The 18463-nt window shown below is 61.7% G+C and carries 13 protein-coding genes; 7 read left to right on the forward strand and 6 right to left on the reverse strand.

From position 1 onward, the window contains the following. The first annotated feature begins 88 nt into the window (after positions 1-88). Positions 89-955 carry a DUF3883 domain-containing protein gene (locus tag CLV41_RS03130; RefSeq protein WP_235867042.1) on the forward strand — a complete coding sequence of 289 codons (867 nt, stop codon included), beginning with the start codon at positions 89-91 and terminating at the stop codon, positions 953-955. Between the two features lie 59 nt (positions 956-1014). Here CLV41_RS03130 and CLV41_RS03135 read toward each other — a convergent pair whose 3' ends face one another. The 6 genes from CLV41_RS03135 to CLV41_RS03160 form a co-directional block, all read right to left on the reverse strand. Beyond that, entirely contained in the window at positions 1015-1803 is a 789-nt protein-coding gene (locus CLV41_RS03135) for an endonuclease (protein WP_103220793.1), read from the reverse strand. Next, the gene (locus tag CLV41_RS03140; RefSeq protein ID WP_103220794.1) at positions 1796-3127 is read right to left on the reverse strand and encodes a DNA cytosine methyltransferase; all 1332 of its coding nucleotides are present in this window, start codon (positions 3125-3127) and stop codon (positions 1796-1798) included. Before CLV41_RS03140 ends, CLV41_RS03135 begins: the two co-directional genes overlap by 8 nt. Before the next feature lie 69 nt (positions 3128-3196). Continuing rightward, positions 3197-3601 carry a very short patch repair endonuclease gene (locus CLV41_RS03145; protein WP_103220795.1) on the reverse strand — a complete coding sequence of 135 codons (405 nt, stop codon included), beginning with the start codon at positions 3599-3601 and terminating at the stop codon, positions 3197-3199. A 65-nt stretch (positions 3602-3666) separates the two neighbouring features. Continuing rightward, positions 3667-7161, reverse strand: a complete 3495-nt coding sequence (locus CLV41_RS03150; RefSeq protein WP_103220796.1) for an error-prone DNA polymerase — start codon at positions 7159-7161, stop codon at positions 3667-3669. 1474 nt (positions 7162-8635) lie between these two features. Continuing rightward, positions 8636-10129, reverse strand: coding sequence for a Y-family DNA polymerase (locus CLV41_RS03155; protein ID WP_170107103.1), 1494 nt, complete (start codon positions 10127-10129; stop codon positions 8636-8638). Next, positions 10083-10700 carry an ImuA family protein gene (locus tag CLV41_RS03160; RefSeq protein ID WP_208987241.1) on the reverse strand — a complete coding sequence of 206 codons (618 nt, stop codon included), beginning with the start codon at positions 10698-10700 and terminating at the stop codon, positions 10083-10085. The genes CLV41_RS03155 and CLV41_RS03160 overlap by 47 nt, the downstream gene beginning before the upstream one ends. A gap of 440 nt (positions 10701-11140) precedes the next feature. On the opposite strand from CLV41_RS03160, the gene CLV41_RS03165 reads away from it, so the two are divergent. The 6 genes from CLV41_RS03165 (at position 11141) to CLV41_RS03195 (ending at position 18142) form a co-directional block, all read left to right on the forward strand. After that, positions 11141-11830 carry a hypothetical protein gene (locus CLV41_RS03165; protein ID WP_103220797.1) on the forward strand — a complete coding sequence of 230 codons (690 nt, stop codon included), beginning with the start codon at positions 11141-11143 and terminating at the stop codon, positions 11828-11830. Positions 11831-12259: 429 nt separating this feature from the next. After that, a complete protein-coding gene (locus CLV41_RS03170; RefSeq protein ID WP_103220798.1) occupies positions 12260-13570 on the forward strand; it encodes an extracellular solute-binding protein in 1311 nt (436 codons plus the stop codon). A gap of 113 nt (positions 13571-13683) precedes the next feature. Beyond that, positions 13684-14565 (forward strand): ABC transporter permease subunit, encoded by an 882-nt coding sequence (locus tag CLV41_RS03175; RefSeq protein ID WP_103220799.1) that lies wholly within the window; start codon positions 13684-13686, stop codon positions 14563-14565. A gap of 11 nt (positions 14566-14576) precedes the next feature. Further along, complete coding sequence (ugpE, locus tag CLV41_RS03180; protein ID WP_103220800.1) at positions 14577-15419, forward strand: sn-glycerol-3-phosphate ABC transporter permease UgpE; 843 nt, start codon at positions 14577-14579, stop codon at positions 15417-15419. A gap of 14 nt (positions 15420-15433) precedes the next feature. Beyond that, positions 15434-16510, forward strand: coding sequence for a sn-glycerol-3-phosphate import ATP-binding protein UgpC (locus tag CLV41_RS03185; RefSeq protein WP_103220801.1), 1077 nt, complete (start codon positions 15434-15436; stop codon positions 16508-16510). Positions 16511-17011: 501 nt separating this feature from the next. Then, on the forward strand, positions 17012-18142 hold the full coding sequence (locus tag CLV41_RS03195; RefSeq protein WP_103220803.1) for a DNA alkylation repair protein: 1131 nt from the start codon (positions 17012-17014) through the stop codon (positions 18140-18142). The last annotated feature ends 321 nt before the right edge of the window (positions 18143-18463 follow it).

Here is an 18463-nt window from a genome sequence, read left to right on the forward strand (position 1 = left end):
CCTGGCGGGCAAACCCCGACCGGCCGTTCAGGGGGCTGAGGCCGCCATATTGCTTTTGGGTGGGGTCAGGTAGCGCTGCAATTCCCGCATGACACAACCGCCGGACCGCACTACCCTGGCGCGCATGAGTTCAGGCGATTGGTCAGATACGGAAAACGACGCCGTTGTCGCGGCTTATTTCGCCATGCTCGGCGATGAGCTGTCCGGTCAATCCTACAACAAGGCCGCCCATAACCGCCTGTTGCAGGAGCAGATCGGGCGCAGCCGAGGCTCGATCGAATTCAAGCTTTGCAATGTCTCGGCCGCAGCTATGGGGCTTGGCGTGCTGACCATCAAGGGCTATCTGCCCCGGTTCAATTTCCAGATGGCGCTTGCGGAAGCCGTGTCTCGCTGGCTGGCGCGGCATCCGGAATGGGAAACCGCACTCAATGGGATGCAGTCGCACAGAGCCGAGGAGCCTCCAGCCGTGTTCGTCGGCGTTGCGCCGACACTCCAAAACGCACCGCCCCCAGAGGAAACCGAAAAGCTGATCGCCGTCGCCCGACGCTTCGACGTCGCCGGCCGCGACGAGCGCAACCGGGCGCTGGGCCAAGCGGGCGAGGAACTGGTGTATCACCATGAACGCGGCCAGTTGCTGCGGCAGGGCCGCGACGATCTTGCCGGGAAAGTCGTCTGGGTGTCCAAGGAAGACGGCGACGGCGCGGGCTACGACATTTCAAGCTTCACACCGGAGGGCTGCGACCGCCTGATCGAGGTCAAGACCACCAACGGCTGGGAACGCACGCCCTTCCACATTTCCCGCAACGAACTGGAGGTGGCGGAGGCCCGCCGCGACGACTGGTATCTCTTCCGCCTCTACGAATTCGCCCGCACCCCCAAAGCCTTCGAACTGCGCCCGCCGCTGGAGGCACATGTGGCGCTGACAGCGACGAGTTTTCAGGCGAGTTTCGGGTGACGAGTCTGGAAAATGTCCAACCACCTTGCGAATGAGACCAGAATAAATGAGGTTTTTTGTTAGAGGCGATAATTGCGGATTGCGTTTTGGTCAATTTTATTAGCGGGCACGAGCTTATAGTGTCTTTCTTCAACAACTTTAATTTCGTCTTCCAGAAGCGTCAGTTCGAATAGTGCAACAATTTTGTCCGACATAAACTGTGCCGCAATTGCTCTGCAACGCATACCCGTAAATTTTTCTTCAACAAACCTAATATCTTGAGTTGTCTGAACAATTCCTATTTGATCTTTGCCACCCTTGGCTTGTACCGGGATGACGTACTGACAACCATGCTTGTCCAGACCGACGTAGAGTTCGTCGATCTCAATCTGCCCGATACCTTTTACTGTCGTACGAAGATGATTCTGTAGACTGTAAGTGGTGAGTCCTAGGAAAGTATCGATTAGTCGATTGTATCGAACAATTGCTAGCAACGCTTGTTCATCGTCAAGCGCATAGGCCCGTATGATTTCAGGAGTAGCATCGGGAATGTTGATTGTTATGAGATCGCTGCGCGGAAGAATGCGGTTGATTTTAACCAACCTAAAACGATATACAGCACGCCCTGCGAGCTCGATGACCCATTCCATCCCTTCCGGTTGAGTGTTCTCTATATTGTCCGGCAAGGCAGTACGAAATCGAAATGAATAAAGGACATCTCCCAAGTTTTTAGGTAGTCCGATTTTCAGTTCGCTCGCTGATTCTTCGATGTCTTGTCGGGCGAATTCTAATTCTTTTGCTCCTTCGAAATACCGATCGAAGAATATCTTTTCAATTAGTACTGAATACCGATTTTCTGCTTTAGCCATTTGCCACCCTGAGTGCGTTCAGTTCGACTTCAATCTCTTCCTGCTTACGTTTTTTTGCACCGCTCTTACGATCCCGCCTGCTTGGTGGTGGATTTATACCGTAACTTGCAGAAGCCTCCGATAGGGTCAGGGTTAGAAGCCGGGGGTTGCCAAGTTTCAATGACTTTTCTGGTTTGTTTTGTGCGACGCCGAGAGCTTCAATTACTTTCTCGGCAATCGCTCTAGCCATCGGTGGAGGCACGGCGTTACCGATTTGTCTGGCCCCGTGCCATTTCGTTGCGTGAAGCCTGAACCAATCGGGGAAGCCGTGTAATCGCGCCATTTCTCTTACTGTGATGCACCGAGGATAACGATAATGGATTGGACGCGGGCTTGTGAATGCTCCTCTCGCTCCGTCGGTTCCTGCGCGCAAAGTGTTCGATACCCCATCGCTTGGAAGTTTGAAAAACCGGCTAATTGGTTCGACCTTCCCCTCTTCTGTTTCGCGGAAGCGACGGCGGGAGATTTCAGTGTGTTGGGTGCGCGCACTAGATGTGAGTAGGCCGGGTTCCCATTGTCGCGGATATCCGAAATGCCAAGGATCGTTTGTTAGGCAACGAAGTTCGGCAGCATACGCTGACGGTTCATTGAAGCGAGAAGTTTTTACTGCATCGCTTTCTGTAAGAGATTCAAACCGATCTGCATCTGGAAGGTCTCCAATGGCTTCATGGCACGATGGGCCATAATCAAGTTCCGGATCGAATTTGGGACGGCCGGATATATTGGTGATGGGTTGCGGGTAGTCGGGAACTGTTTTTCCTTTTTTTGCACCGAGAAGGATAAAACGTTCTCTAGATTGGGGGGTGCCGAAGTGAGCTGCATTGAGGACTTGCCACTTCAACCGGCATTCATATCCAGCTTGATCGAATTCATGTACTAGTTCGTCCAAAAAAGATTTGTGCTTACCAACCGTGAGACCTTTTACGTTTTCAAAGACAAAGCATTTTGAGTCTAATTGCTTTACTAATTTCACGAAGTGACCGACGAGTTTGTTTCGAGGGTCCTCCAGGGCTCTATGACCGATGAGTGAAAATCCCTGGCAGGGTGCTCCACCGAATACACAATCGATGGGTTTACCTTCGATGCCCGCTAGTTTTCGGATTTTTTTGCCCGTTAGTGTTTCAACCGACTCAGAAATTACCTTTGTGTTAGGAAAATTGAATTCATGGACTGCGCAGTGAACGGGATCTATTTCGACTGCTGCCTTTACATCGAAACCTGCTTGTTCGAAGCCGAGGCTCAATCCTCCTGCTCCTGCAAATAGGTCGATGCCGATTGGTCTCATGTTGTATTTCCTTGTTGAGTCTTGATTCTCGAATTTAACAGGCGCTTCAAATAGTGTCGATCGCTTTTTTCAGCTCTCCATAAAATCTTTCAGTTTAAGCCAAAGCGTTTGGTTGTCGGGGAGCTCGCACTGCCAAATGACGAGAACTTTCCATCCTTTGGCTTCGAGCTCTGCCACGTTCTTGGCGTCGCGTGCTTTGTTCGCAGCGATCTTGGGTGTCCAGTATTCAAGTTTAGATTTGGGGAGTTTGCCTTTGTCGCAGTTGTGACCATGCCAGAAACAGCCATGCACGAAGATTGCTTTGCGTTTGGAGGCAAAAACGATGTCGGGCCTCCCAGGCAAATCTTTGCGGTGTAAGCGGTAGCGGTAACCGTGGCTGTGCAACAGTTGACGGACAACCATTTCCGGTCCGGTGTTTTTAGTCTGCACCGATTGCATGATGCGCCGACGTTGTTCCGGCGTGCGTGTGTCCATTTGACTAGCCCGTTATACTCTCGATACTCGTTTGAATAGTTTCTTATTGGTCGCATCTCTCCCCCTCAATGAAAATCCCGGCTCGGAAACAGCCTCTTCGCCTGATCCCGCGGATGCATCGCCCGGAGTCGCGGAGCTGGCGGTGGTTTCATGTGGGCGGGGACGTCGTCGGTCTTGGTTGTCGTTTGTCCCAGCACGTTGCCGTTCGGGTGGCCGAGCAGGGAGAGGTCGGCGGAGCGGTCTTCTATGGTGTCGGCGATCAGGTGCACGACCTGGCCCTCGCGTTCCAGGCGGCCGGTGACCTTGACGAGGCGGCCGCCGAGGACGGTGGGGCGGTATTTTTCGTAAATTTTCGGCCAGACGACCACGTTGGAAACGCCGGTCTCGTCCTCCAGCGTCAGGAAGATCACGCCTGACGCCGTGCCCGGCCGCTGGCGGGTGATCACAAGCCCGCAGACGGAGACGCGGCGCGCCTCGCGCGGAGAGAGCACGGCCAGCCGGTCGTGCGGGGTCAGGCCGGGGATATGCGGACGCAGCAGCTCCATCGGGTGAGCGCGCAGGGTCAGGCGCGTCGAGAGATAATCCTCCACCACCTCCTGGCCCAGATGCATGGCCGGCAGGGTGACCTGCGGCTCGAAGATCGCCTCGCCGTCTATCGGGTCGTTGAAGAGCGGCAGCGGCTTCGGGCTGCGGATGGTCTTCACCTGCCACAGGGCCGCGCGGCGGCTCAGCCCCATGCCGGCGAAGGCGTCGGCCTCCGCGAGGCGTTCCAGCGTTGCCGGCGCGACGCCGGTGCGCAGCCATAAAGATTCCGGGTCCGGATAGCCGTTGCCGCGCGCCGCAACGATCCAGGAGGCGTCTTCCTCGCGCAGGCCCTTGATCTGGCGAAAGCCGAGCCTGAGCGCCAGCGCGCCGTCGCCGCGCCGCTCCAGCGTGCAGTCCCAGGAACTGGTGTTGACGCACACGGGCCGCACCTCCACCTGGTGATCGCGGGCGTCGCGCACGATCTGCGCCGGGGCGTAAAAGCCCATCGGCTGGGAGTTGAGCAGCGCGCAGGCGAACTCCGCCGGGAAGTGGCATTTCAGATAGGCCGAGACATAGGCGAGCATGGCGAAGGCCGCCGCGTGGCTTTCCGGAAAGCCGTATTCGCCGAAGCCCTCGATCTGGCCGAAGCAGTTCTGCGCGAACTCCAATTGGTAGCCGCGCTCCAGCATGCCGGTGATGAATTTTTCCTTCAATTGGCCGATGGTGCCCATGCGCCGGAAGGTTGCCATGGAGCGGCGCAGCTTGTCCGCCTCCGACGGGGTGAACCCGGCGGCGACCACGGCGATCTGCATCGCCTGTTCCTGGAACAGCGGCACGCCGAGCGTCTTGCCGAGCACCTCCTCCAGTTCCTTCGAGGGAAAGACGACGTCCTCGCGGCCCTGGCGGCGGTTGATATAGGGGTGCACCATGCCGCCCTGGATCGGCCCGGGCCGCACGATCGCCACCTCGATGACCAGATCGTAGAATTCGCGCGGGCGCATGCGCGGCAGGAAGTTCATCTGCGCCCGGCTTTCCACCTGAAAGACGCCGACCGCATCGGCCACGCACAGCATGTCATAGGTGGGCGTGTCGTGCTGCGGCACGCTCGCCAGCGTCAGCTCGCGGTCGTGATGGTCCTTCAGCAGGTTGAAACACTTGCGGATGCAGGTCAGCATGCCGAGGCTGAGAACATCGACCTTGAGAATGCCGAGCGCGTCGATGTCGTCCTTGTCCCATTCGATCACCGTGCGGTTTTCCATGGCGGCGTTCTCGATCGGGCACAGCGCGTCGAGCCGCCCCTGCGTGATCACGAAGCCGCCGACATGCTGGCTGAGATGACGCGGAAAGCCGATGATCTCGCGGATCAGCTCGATGGTCTGGATGACGCGCGGATTGGCGAGGTCGAGGCCGATTTCCTTCGCCCGGCTCTCCTCCGGGCCCGTGTTCGAGCTGCCCCAGATCTGCCCGGTGAGCGCGGCGGTGACATCGGCGTTCAGCCCCATCACCTTGCCGACTTCGCGGATCGCCGCGCGCGAGCGGAAATGGATGACGGTGGCGCACAGCCCCGCCCGGTGGCGGCCATAGCGCGCGTAGATATACTGGATCACTTCCTCGCGGCGCTCATGCTCGAAATCGACATCGATGTCCGGCGGCTCGCCCCGGTGCTCGGAGATGAAGCGCTCGGAGACCATGGTGATCGTCTCCGGCCCCACATCGGTGATGCCGAGCGCGTAGCAGATGATCGAATTGGCGGCCGAGCCGCGCCCCTGGCACAGGATGTGCCGGCTGCGGGCGAACTGGATGATGTCGTGCACGGTGAGGAAATAGGCGGCGAATTTCAGTTTGCGGATCAGCGCCAGTTCCTTTTGCGCCAGCGTCTCGGCGCTTGCCGGAACGCCCTGCGGGTAGCGCCGCTCCAGGCCCTCCCGCGTCAGCCGTTCCAGCCGCTCCTGCGGGCTTTCGGCGCCGGTGACCTCGTCCGGATATTCATAGGAAAGCTCCGACAGGTCGAAGCTGCAGCGGGTGGCGATCTCGATGCTGCGCCGCAGCGCCGCCGGGTGGTGGCGGTAGAGCCGGGCCATGTCGGCCGGCGATTTCAGCCGACGCTCGCCGTTGGGCAGGGCGCGGGTGCCGATCTGATCGATGCCGCAGCCTTCGCGCAGGCAGGTCAGCACGTCGGCCAGCCGCCGCCGCCCGGCATGGTGCATCAGCACGTCGCCGACGGCGACCATCGGCGTGGCCAGAGAGTGAGCGGCCCGGGCGCAGGCTCGGAACCACGCCTGGTCCGAGCCGTCATAGCGCGGCGCGGCGCCCAGAAAGACATGCCCCGGGACGGCTTCGCGCAACCGGCGGATATGATTCTTAGCCGTCTCACAAAATTCATGCACGGGACCGGATACCCGCGGCAGCGCGATCAGGATCAGCCCGGCGGCGGCGTTCACAAGATCGGCGAAATCCAGATGGCAGTCGCCCTTTTCCGCCCGCCGCTTGCCGAGGGTCAGCAACTGGCTGAGCCGTTCATAGGCCGCCCGGTCGCTCGGCAGCGCCACCCACTCCACCGGACTGTCGCGCAGCACCAGCCGCGCGCCGACGATCAGCCTGGGCAGCTTCAGGGGGACGGATTTCGAGGCCGCGCGGAGCGTGGTCGCGGTGGTAGCCTCACAGGCGGCACTGGTGGCGGCTTCGGAAGGGGCTCTTGCCGGGTCTTGCGGCGCGGGCAGGGCCAGGGCAAGCGGCGGTCCGGCGGTCGTGACCTGACGGGAGGACGGGTCGGTCTGTGCATGCGAGCGCACGGGCACACCTTCCTCCGCCGCCGCGCGTTTGATCTCCTTCAGCGCCGAAAACGCCCGCACCACCCCGGCCAGCGAATTGCGGTCGGTAATGGCAATCGCCTCCAGCCCCAGCGCCGCCGCCCGCGTCACCAGTTCCTCCGGATGGGAGGCGCCCGTCAGGAAGGTGAAATTGGACGTCACGCACAGCTCCGCATAGCGCACCGGCTCCACGCGGAACGTACCGGGGGAGGGCAGGGAACTCATCGCCGGTCTCCGTGCGGCGGCATGTGCCGGGAGGCGGTGGCGAACGGCAGCCTTTCTCGACCCGGGTTCATTTCCCACGCCGCCCCGGCCTTGCGCCGGGGCCTTGCCTTGGAGGCACGCCGAAGAGGTCCCGGATCAAGTCCGGGACGGCGGCGGTGTTTGCCGGTGTCTCTCCAGCCAAGCGTAGGCTCCGAGGTCCAGCGATGCCCTTCCCGATGTTTTGGATATGGGGGAGGGTAGCATCCTCCCGGGTCATCCCCGGCCTGACCGGGGATCCACTCGTTCGCGGAGCGTTGCGGTTTTGGCGCAGGTGCTGCGGCCGTGCCGTGCCCTTTCCTGCTTTCCGGATGTACGGGGCGGTGGATTGGATCCCCGGTCGAGCCGGGGATGACCGCGCCGGGGTGGGACCAGACCTTGCCTGACACACTGTCTCCCTGCCGCCGCATACGCTCCGCCGCCCCGGCCTTGCGCCGGGGCCTCGCCTTGAGGGCACGCCGAGGAGGTCCCGGCTCGAGGCCGGGACGGCGGCGGTGTCTGCCGGTGTCTCTCCAGCCATGCCCTTCCCGATGTTTTGGATATGGGGAAGGGTAGCACCCTCCCGGGTCATCCCCGGCCTGACCGGGGATCCACTCGTTCGCGGAGCGTTGCGGTTTTGGCGCAGGCACTGCGGCCGTGCCGTGCCCTTTCCTGCTTTCCGGATGTACGGGGCGGTGGATTGGATCCCCGGTCGAGCCGGGGATGACCGCGCCGGGGTGGGACCAGACCTTGCCTGACACACCGTCTCCCTGCCGCCGCATATGCCGCGCCGCCCCGGCCTTGCGCCGGGGCCTTGCCTTGGAGGCACGCCGAAGAGGTCCCGGCTCGAGGCCGGGACGGCGGCGATGTCTGCCGGTGTCTCTCCAACCAAGCGTAGGCTCCGAGGTCCAGCCATGCCCTTCCCGATGTTTTGGATATGGGGGAGGGTAGCATCCTCCCGGGTCATCCCCGGCCTGACCGGGGATCCACTCGTTCGCAGAGCGTTGCGGTTTTGGCGCAAGTGCTGCGGCCGTGCCGTGCCCTTTCCAACTTTCCGGATGTACGGGGCGGTGGATTGGATCCCCGGTCGAGCCGGGGATGACCGTGCCGGGGTGGGACCAGACTTTGCCTGACACACCGTCTCCCTGCCGCCGCATACGCTCCGCCGCCCCGGCCTTGAGCCGGGGCCTCGCCTTGAGGGTACGCCGAGGAGGTTCCGGCTCGAGGCCGGGACGGCAGCGATGTCTGCCGGTGTCAAAGGGAAGCCTGGCCGCGCGGCGAACACCTCCCTCCCCCCTTGAGGGGGAGATGTCAGCATAGCTGACAGAGGGGGGTGAAGCGGTGCGGCGTATTCTGAAAGGCTGTGTTTGCCGGGAGGTCGATACCCCCCTCTGTCCCCTGCGGGGACATCTCCCCCTCAAGGGGGGAGAGAATGCGCGAGCGGCGAAGGAGCAAGGCATCAGGCGAACTCCCCTTGCACGAACCATCCCGGGGCCCGTGGCGCCTGGGGGGTGTGAAACAGCCACAGCCGCCGGCCCTCGCCGGTTTCCACGCGCCAGTAATCGCGCAGGCCGCCGCGCCAGCCATCGTCGTTTTCCCACCACGCCGGGGTGATCCGCTCCGGGCCCTCGGCGCCGATGGTGGTCAGAAAGCGGCCGCGCCAGCGGAAGCGGGACGGCGGCTCCATCCCCTGGTGGCCCCCGGCGCCGGAGGCGATCACCGGTTCGGGGGCAAACAGTCTCAGGGGCCGGGGACGGCGGCTCGGCCAGGCCGGGGCGGGGCGGCTGCCGGCGGCGGGCACGAGCGTGAAGCTGCGCTCGGGAATATGGCTGTCGACGGGCTGGAAGCGCAGGATGTTCTCCAGCCCCAGCCGGTTGCCGAGCTGGGTGACGAGATCGTCGAGACTGTCCTTTTCCCGGTTCTGGGCGCGGTCGAGCTGGCGCATGCCGAGCGCCTCGATCTCCACCGCTTCCAGGCGGATCATGTCGATACCGTAGCCGGCATCCACCGCGCCGACGCCGCGCTCGAACAGCGCCGCGATGCGATCCGGATCGCGCATCGGCCGGGCGAGGCGCAATTCGACCGAGCGGTTTTCCTGGTCCACCCGGCGGAAGGTCAGCCTCAGCATGCGCGCGCCCTTCTGCGCCGCGTCCAGCTGGGTGCACATATGGCCGATCAGGCGCCGGGCGCCGGCCATCACATCGTCCAGAAGGCCGATGGGGTCCGGCAGGGTGAGGCGGGCCGCGAAGCCTGGCGCGTCCTGCAGGGGGGAGATCTGTTCCCCGACCGCGCCGAGCGCCTGGTCGAGACGGCGCAGCACATCGGGATCATAGCGCCGGGCGACGGTGGCCCGGGGGAGGTTGTGAAGGTCGGACACCGTCGCGATGCCGAGCCGCTCCAGGCTGGTGCAGGTCTGGTCGGCAAGGCGCAGGGCCGATAATGGCAGCGAGCCTATGCGCGACAGGTTCTCGCCGGGCGGCGCAATGCCTTCGCAAAAGTGCGACAGCGCCCAGGCTGCCCCCGGCGTCCCGGCAAGGCCGAGGCGGGCGGACAGGCCGGCGCGTGCCAGCCGGGCGCGGATGTCACCCAGAAGCGGCTCCTCGCCGCCCAAGAGATGGGCCGAGCCGGTGATGTCCAGAAAAAGCCCGTCCCGGCCGTCGAGCCCCACCCAGGGGCAATAGCGCGTCGCCCATCTTGCCAGAATGCGCAGAAACCGCTGGTCGGCGTCCGGATCGGCGGCCCGCGTCAGCAGGCCGGGGCAGAAGCTGCGCGCGTGAACCAGCGTCATGCCGCGCTGCAGGCCGAAGCTTTCCGCGCGCGGGCAAAGGTCGTGGATACGCTCCGAATTGCGGTCAAAAAGGCTCAGCGCAAAGGGCGCGTCGACGGGACGGGCGCGTAGGGAGCGCTCAGCCGCCAGCCTCGGAAACCACAATGATACGATGCGCCGCTGCATCCCAACCTACAATCCATTCAGACAATGTTCCTATTTTGTTCTTTATAAGCGACCAGCGCCAGCGAGTCGAGTCGGGACCGTTTTGCGGAGGGTAGTTTTGACGTTGAGGCAGATCGGAAGAACCGCCTGTATCCGGCGGAAGACCCGTGCAGCGCCAGCGGGTTTCCGCCGCATTGCTTCCCGCGCCCTCCGGAATGACCAGCAGCGCCGTGGTGCCGCCGGCTTCGGCGGCCAGTTGCAGGCGCCGGCCTTCCGTCAGGCCGATGGCGCCGCCGAGTTCGGCGACCACAAGGCCCGCCGCCCCGGAGCGCAGCGCCGTCTCCGCGCTGGCCAGCACGTTCAGCTGGCTGTCGGCGCGGGTGACGAGCAGCCGGCCCGGATCGCAATAGGCAAAAAGCCCTTCCGGGTTCACCACCGGCTGCCGGTGCTCCGACACCCACACGACGGCACCTTCGCAAAGCCCTGCGCTGATGGCGGCAAACGCCAGCGCGCCGTCGCCGCACACTTCATGGGCACGGGCTTTCTTCAGCGGAAAGGCGGAGGAGAATTTCAGGGACATCGTCTGCTGCACCGGTTTCTTCTGGCAATCGAACCTAACGGAAGCCGGCCGCGTGCGGAACCGGCTTTCATGCAACCGGCATGTCTTCATTATCGGCTCCCTCATTGACCGGATGGCGGCCGAGAAGCTGTCAGGGCAGAGCAGCGCATAAAGGTGGTCACCCCGGCCAAGCGCAGCGCAGAGCCGGGGCCTACTCGTTTCCAGAGCGGAAGGATAGGGCAAAGCCGTGCGACGGATCCGGGCCACCGTGCGATAGCAAAAACTCTGCCGCTTCGCGAGGTGGATTGGGTCCCCGATTGAATCGGGGATGACTCAGAGCGTGGGACAGCTACTTCCGCACTCGCCAGAACCGGGGGGATGACAATCCGGTCCCCCTCTTCCCCCGCAAACAGCCGTTGCCGGTCGGGGGTGGGATTGCTATACGGCCCGTCACAGCAATTCAGGAACATGCGATGACGGGCGGCATTCCGGACTTAGGGCCGATCAGGACGATTTCCATCGTCGGCAACGGACCTGTTTCGCAGGCCGATGCGGCGCTGATCGACGCCGCGGATTTCGTGCTGCGCTTCAACAGCGCGCCGGCCTGCGGGGCGGCGGGCCAGAGGGTCGATGCCCTGATGCTCAACCGGGCGCGCGTCTATATGAGCAAGCGGATCAACCCGCTGGCCCTGCACCGTTCGCCGGAAGTCTGGGTAAACGACATCGAGGAGAACGGCCGGGTTGACTGGCTGTTCGAACGCGAGTGCAGGCCGCGCTACCTTGGCTTCGGTCCTGTCACCAGGGCCCGCGCCCATCTGAAGGAATTCGACGCGCTCGAGCAGAGCAATCCGACATCGGGTGCATCGATCATCGCCGAGGTTCTGGACGTCTATCCCGAGGCGGAGATCCACCTGTTCGGCTTCACCCATCAGGGCAAGCAGCACACCCATGACTGGGACGCGGAGCGCCAGTGGACCGAGCGGCTCTGCGCCGAGGGCCGCATCGTCAGACACCTGACCCCGGGGCCCCGGGCGCGCAGGAGCCTGACCGGCAGGCTGGAATACGCGTTCCGCTTTGTCCAAATGCGCGCCAGGCACTACCTCTTCAACAAGATCCTGCATTCCTCGGCCAGCACCAAACGCCGGATTTTCGGCAGGCAATAAGCCTGTCCGGCTTGCGGGAGCGGAATCCCGCGCGGATTCATAGGCTTGGGAATATGTCGCCGTCTGTTCATATGAACAGCGTTCAAGTTTCATATGAGCCGTCTAACCTTCAACGCGCATAACCGTCTGAAATGACTCTTCCGTCTTCTCGAGGAGGGTGGACGCGAGAGATTCGCGCGGCCGGCCGGACCCGCGATCCAGCAAGAAAACGGGACCAGGACCGGGTTTTACAGATTTAAAACCGTTTCTGCTTGCGGACGCGGTCATGGCGTCTTTTAATGTTCATATGAGCGTCATATAACGTTCATATGAAAACAATACGAAACGCAGGCGTTATCGTTTCTGATGCTGACAGAGCCATTTCGGCATCGTGAAAGAGACCAACTGCTGACCGGGGCCTTCACGCCCCGCTAGATGGGAGCAAAGAACATGGCTTATCGTAAGACTGTCGCCAGCCTGGTGGCTGCGGCTGCCCTTTTGGGCACTTCCTCCGCTTCTTATGCGGCGACCGACATCACCTGGTGGCACGCCATGGGCGGTAAGCTCGGCGAAGTCGTCAACCAGATTTCCACCGACTACAACGATTCTCAGGACGCCTGCAGCCTGACCCCGGTCTACAAGGGCGGCTATGAAGACACGCTGACCGCCGGCATCGCCGCGTTCCGCGCCGGCGAGCAGCCGAACATCATCCAGGTTTTCGACGCCGGTGCCGCGACCATCATCGGTGCCAAGGGCGCCGTCGTGCCGGTCGAGGACCTGCTGAAGGCGAACGACGTTCCCTTCAACATCGAAGATTACATCGCCGGTGTCCGCTACTTCTACGCCGACAGCGACGGCAAGATGATCGGCATGCCGTTCAACTCTTCCGCGCCGATCCTCTACATCAACGACGATGCGATGAAAAAGGCCGGTGTCGAAGCTCCGAAAACCTACGAGGAATTCGAGGCGATCACTCCGAAGCTGAAGGAAGCCGGTTACATCCCGTTCGTTCAGTCTCACCTGCCGTGGGAATTCGTCGAGAACTTCAAGTCCCGTCACAACCTGCAGTTCGCAACCAACAACAATGGCTATGAAGGCGCGACCGGCACCGAACTGGTCTTCGGCGAGCCGATCAAGAACCACTTCAAGGCCGCCAAGAAGTGGCTCGACGAAGGTCTCTTCGGCTATTACGGCACCGGCTGGGCGGACAACCAGCAGCCGTTCAACGAAGGCAAGGTCGCTCTGTGGATCGGTTCCTCGGGCTCCTTCGGCGGCATCGCCGACACCGTCGACTTCCCGTTCTCCGCAACGTTCCTGCCTTACTGGGAGTCCGTTGAAGGCGCCAACAAGGCTTCCTTCATCGGTGGTGCCGCCCTGTTCGCAATGTCCGGCAAGTCGGATGAAGAGAACAAGTGCGTTGCCTCCTTTTTCGAATACCTGACGACCCCGGAAGTCCAGTACATGTGGCACAAGGAAACCGGCTACGTGCCGATCACCGAAGCCGCTTACGCACTGGCCAAGAAGGACGGTCACTACGAGCGCACGCCAGCCGCCGAAGTCGGCATCCAGCAGCTGTCCCTGCCGGGCGGCGAGTGGACCAAGGGCTACCGGATGGGCTTCTATGTCCAGATCCGCGACGTCATGAACCGTGAACTCGGCAAGGTCTTCTCCGGTGAGGCTTCCGTCGATGAAGCGTTCGCGACCATCAAGGCTGACGGCGACAAGCTGCTTGCCCGCTTCGCCAAGACCATCGACAACTGATCTCCACTTTGCGACCATCAAGATGAGGGTGCCTTCGGGCATCCTCATTCCACTAAATGTGGCGGGCCTGTCCGGGTAACCGGAAAGCCCGCCACGTCGTTCGCGGTGAGGCGATGAAAAAAGTCCAATTCAACACGCCGGCGGTCCCTTATCTGCTGCTGTTTCCGCAGCTTGCGATCGTGGCGGTCTTCTTCCTCTGGCCGGCGGCCGAGGCGGTGCGCTCGTCCTTCTACCTGGAAGATCCGTTCGGTTTCGGCTCGACCTTTGTCGGCTTCGACAATTTCGTCGATACGGTCACGTCCACCAACTACGGCCGGGTGGCCCGGTTCACCGGGGTCTTCACCTTCCTCGTCACGATCCTGTCGCTCGGCGCCGCTCTGCTGCTGGCGGTCAAGGCGGACAAGGTCCTGCGCGGGGCCTCCTCCTACAAGACCCTGCTGATGTGGGTCTATGCCGTGGCGCCGCCCGTCGCCGGGCTGATCGGCATCCTGCTTTTCGACCAGCATGTCGGCCCGATCGTCAAGTTCGTGGCCCTGCTCGGCTGGCATCTGCAGATCGGCGTCGATTATTACGACACCGCCTTCGCGATGATCGTCGCGTCGGTGTGGAAGCAGATCCCCGTCAATTTCATCTTCTTCCTGTCGGGCCTGCAGAGCATCTCCAAATCCGTGCAGGAAGCGGCCAGCATCGATTGCCGCTCTGGTTTCCGCCGGTTCTGGACGGTCACCTTTCCTCTGCTCGCCCCGACCGGCTTCTTCCTGCTGATCATCAACATCACCTACGCCATGTTCGACACGTTCGGCATCATCGACGTGGTGCTGAAGACCGAGCCGGGCAACAACCCGGTCACGCTGGTCTACAAGGTCTATCTCGACGGCTTCCGCGGTAACGATCTGGGCGGATCCTCCGCGCAGTCCGTGCTGCTCATGATCGTGGTCTTCATCCTGACAATCATCCAGTTCCGCCTGATCGAACGGCGCGTGCATTACACCTGACGGGGGCTGAAATGAAACGACTGCAGATCTCGGATCACATCATTCTGCTGGCCGGTGTCTTTTTCATGGTCACGCCCGTGGTGCTGGCGTTCCTGACATCGACCCATGACGCGGTCACCATCTACCGGACAGGGCTTCAGTATTCGATCGGCGACCAGGGCCTCAGCGCTTACGGCACCGTGCTGACCAGGGCCGGCGGCTTCACCAAGGAAGTCAACGGCATGGTGATGCTGAAGAACTCGCTGATCCTCGGCTTCGGCTTCGCCATCGGCAAGATCGTCATTTCCATGCTGGCGGCCTACGCCATCGTCTATTTCCGCTTTCCGATGGCCTCGTTCTGCTTCTGGGTGATCTTCTGCACCCTCTTGCTGCCGCTGGAAGTGCGCATCCTGCCGTCCTATGAGATCGTGCAGAAGCTCGGCATGGTGAACACCTATTCCGGGCTGATCGTGCCGTTGATCGCCTCGGCGACGGGCACGTTCTTCTTCCGGCAGTTCTTCCTCTCCGTGCCCGACGAACTGCTGGAGGCGGCGCGGATCGACGGGGCGGGACCGTGGAAATTCTTCATCGACATCCTCGTCCCGATCTCCAAGACGATGATCGCGGCGATCTTCATCATCATGTTCGTCTACGGCTGGAACCAGTATCTCTGGCCGACGCTGATCACGACGGACGAGAGTTTCTTCACTTTGGTGCGCGGCATCAAGCAGATCCTGCAGGTCTGGGTGGGCGCGCAGATCCCCGATTACGATCAGGCAATGGCCCTGGCGATCCTGGCAATGCTGCCGCCGGTCGTGATCGTGGTCGTCTTCCAGAGCTGGTTCATCAAAGGGCTCGTCGAGAGCGACAAGTAAGGACGCAGACGAAAATGGCAACGATTACTCTCGACACGGTCCGCAAGGTCTATGCGGGCAATGTGGAAGCGGTCAAAGGCGTTTCCATCGACATCGCGGACGGCGAGTTCATCGTCCTTGTCGGCCCGTCCGGCTGCGGCAAGTCGACCCTGCTGCGCATGGTCGCCGGCCTGGAGGAAATCACCACCGGCGACATCAGGATCGGCGAGCGCGTGGTCAACAATATCGACCCCGCCGACCGCGACATCGCCATGGTGTTCCAGAACTATGCGCTCTATCCGCATATGTCGGTCTATAACAATCTGGCCTACGGTCTGAAGAACCGGGGCATGAACAAGGCGGAGATCGACCGCCGGGTGAAGGAAGCCGCCGGCATCCTGGAAATAGGCGAGTATCTCGACCGCAAACCCCGGGCGCTGTCCGGCGGCCAGCGCCAGCGTGTCGCCATGGGCCGGGCCATCGTGCGCGAACCGGCGGCCTTCCTGTTCGACGAGCCGCTGTCCAATCTCGACGCCAAGCTGCGCGTGCAGATGCGCGTGGAGATCAAGCGCCTGCAGCGGGCGCTCGGCACCACCAGTGTCTATGTGACCCACGACCAGCTCGAGGCGATGACCCTGGCCGACCGGCTGGTGGTCCTGAATGGCGGCAATATCGAGCAGATCGGCGCCCCGATCGAGGTCTACGACAATCCGGCATCCACCTTCGTGGCCAGCTTCATCGGTTCGCCGGCGATGAACCTTCTGGAAGTCAAAGCCAATGGCGGCGGCCTGGAACTTGTCAGCGGTACGGGCCTCTCCGGTGCGAACGTCAAGGGCCGCGACGGCTACACCGTCGGCATCCGTCCCGAACACATGGAAGTCGTCGACGGTGCGGCAGCGGGCGAGGGAATAACCCTTGAGGTCACCGTCAACGTGCTCGAACCGGTTGGCGCGGAAAGCTTCATCTATGCCAGCTTCGAAGAGGGCGGTCCCGAGATCGTGGTGCGCGTCTCCAGCCACGCGGTCCATCCGGCCGGTGAAAAGCTCACCCTCAAGGTCGCGCCGGAACATGTCCATTATTTCGACGCGGAAACCGGCCGCCGGATCGACTGACTGCCGGATGGCATGACACATGAAATCCGAACAACGGACCGCAGCGGCGGACCGAAACGGGTCTCCGGACCCGAACAGGCCACCCCGGAAAACCGGGGTGGCCTTTTTGGAAGGCCGGCCTCGATACGGCCGCCGCCATGCATCCTTTCCGGGGTCATCCCCGACTTGATCGGGGATCCAATCCGCGTTGCTCGCGGCATATTTGTCGGAACGGGCAATGCCGCGCCGGTGTACTCCTGTCTCCAACCCTGCCGCTCTGGAAATGATTAGGCTCCGGATCAGGTCCGGGGTGACTGCCCTTATTTGCTGCAAGGCGTTGTTGCCTCTGATGCGGGTATCATCTGAAAAGTGACTGAACGGGGGATTGATGGGGGCATCCGACGCTCCAGAAGATCGATTTGTTTTCTCCTGACATGCACTGTCAGGAATCCCTTTCCTTCCGACTTGGATCGCCGCGCGGCTTCTGGCACATCGTTCGGGGACCGTCACAGGAGCACGCGCATGGAACCGTTCAAGAACAATATCTCGCCGGACCTCGTGCGCTGTCTCGGCGGCCACTTTGCGCGGCATGTGAGCGGCTTTGACAGGCAGGCCTATGAAGCGGAGATCCTGTCAGATCTGGAGCAACTGGAGCTTAAACAGCGGGCCGCGCATATTGCCGATGTGACGGACCGCCATCTACCGGAGGGTCTGCGCGCGCGCTTCGCCGTTCTGGAAGCTGTCCTGCATCCGGTAACGGAGATCGCCTTCGACCGGGGCAGCGACGACAAGGGTATCCGCGGCTGGGGGATCATGCCGCTGGGCATGGTCGTTTCCAGATCCGGTCTCGATGATTTCGAAAAGTCCTTCGCGCTTCTGAAGGAAATGACTAAGAGGGCGACGGCTGAATTCGACGTTCGTCCGTTCCTTGACAAGGATCAGGACCGGGCCCTCGCGATCATGGCGCCCTGGGTCAGGGACCCGAGCGTGCATGTCCGCAGGCTGGTTTCAGAGGGTACCCGGCCGCGCCTGCCCTGGGGCATGCGGCTCAGGCGCCTCGTGGAGGACCCGTCGCCGACCCTGCCGCTGCTGGACGCGCTGAAGGACGATCCGGAAGATTACGTCCGCCGCTCCGTCGCCAACCATCTGAACGACATTGCCAAGGACCATCCGGATCTGGTGGCGGAGATTGCCGCGCGCTGGCTGAAGGATACGGATAAGAACCGCCGGAAACTGGTCCGTCATGCCTGCCGGTCATTGATCAAGCAGGGGCACGCGCCAACCCTCACGGCCTTCGGTCTCAATCCGCCGGAAATCCGTGTCGAGGGTCTGCGGATCTCGACGCCGCAGGTTGCTTACGGGGATGCCGTCAGCTTCGACATCGACCTGGTGTCGACTGGGTCGGCGCCCCAGGACCTCGTGCTCGACTACCTGGTGCACTTCAAGAAGGCCAATGGCGCGCTAGCGCCGAAGGTGTTCAAGTGGACGAAGCTCAGCCTTCGGCCCGGCGAGAGCGTGTCACTCTCCCGAAACCACGCGATCCGGCCGATCACCACAAGGGTCTATTACGCTGGTAAGCAGGCCGTCAGTCTCAGGATCAACGGGCGGGATTTTGGGTATTCGGAGTTCGAGCTGGTGATGGAGAAGGACTAGCTATCTAAGGGAGAGTGAATTTCTAAACGGTTCATAGCAAGCGGTCTCCCTCTTCGATTTTCTGCATGAAAATCGCCAGCGCAAGGAGCACTGTGTAGCCTGAGACTAGCAGCAAACCGACAAAAATGGAGCTCAGCAGTCTGAGGTCCGGATTGATGGAAAATAGCGCAAAATATGAAGTCCAGCCGATCACGCAGACCACTAGCTCATTGAAAAATGAGGGGTTTCTCTGTTTTCTTTTCCTTTTTATGAGTAGTATGAAGAAAAGAATGGTCATAAAGATCAGAGCTATGAACACTTTTCCGACAGATTTCGATTCAA

The organism is Roseibium marinum (assembly GCF_002906165.1).
Taxonomy (GTDB): domain Bacteria; phylum Pseudomonadota; class Alphaproteobacteria; order Rhizobiales; family Stappiaceae; genus Roseibium; species Roseibium marinum.

Bases quoted from the DNA above. Each gene is read 5' to 3' on its own strand.
- CLV41_RS03130 (WP_235867042.1), top strand. From the start codon at position 89: ATGACACAACCGCCGGACCGCACTACCCTGGCGCGCATGAGTTCAGGC.
- CLV41_RS03135 (WP_103220793.1), bottom strand. From the start codon at position 1,803: ATGGCTAAAGCAGAAAATCGGTATTCAGTACTAATTGAAAAGATATTC.
- CLV41_RS03140 (WP_103220794.1), bottom strand. From the start codon at position 3,127: ATGAGACCAATCGGCATCGACCTATTTGCAGGAGCAGGAGGATTGAGC.
- CLV41_RS03145 (WP_103220795.1), bottom strand. From the start codon at position 3,601: ATGGACACACGCACGCCGGAACAACGTCGGCGCATCATGCAATCGGTG.
- CLV41_RS03150 (WP_103220796.1), bottom strand. From the start codon at position 7,161: ATGAGTTCCCTGCCCTCCCCCGGTACGTTCCGCGTGGAGCCGGTGCGC.
- CLV41_RS03155 (WP_170107103.1), bottom strand. From the start codon at position 10,129: ATGCAGCGGCGCATCGTATCATTGTGGTTTCCGAGGCTGGCGGCTGAG.
- CLV41_RS03165 (WP_103220797.1), top strand. From the start codon at position 11,141: ATGACGGGCGGCATTCCGGACTTAGGGCCGATCAGGACGATTTCCATC.
- CLV41_RS03170 (WP_103220798.1), top strand. From the start codon at position 12,260: ATGGCTTATCGTAAGACTGTCGCCAGCCTGGTGGCTGCGGCTGCCCTT.
- CLV41_RS03175 (WP_103220799.1), top strand. From the start codon at position 13,684: ATGAAAAAAGTCCAATTCAACACGCCGGCGGTCCCTTATCTGCTGCTG.
- ugpE (WP_103220800.1), top strand. From the start codon at position 14,577: ATGAAACGACTGCAGATCTCGGATCACATCATTCTGCTGGCCGGTGTC.
- CLV41_RS03185 (WP_103220801.1), top strand. From the start codon at position 15,434: ATGGCAACGATTACTCTCGACACGGTCCGCAAGGTCTATGCGGGCAAT.
- CLV41_RS03195 (WP_103220803.1), top strand. From the start codon at position 17,012: ATGGAACCGTTCAAGAACAATATCTCGCCGGACCTCGTGCGCTGTCTC.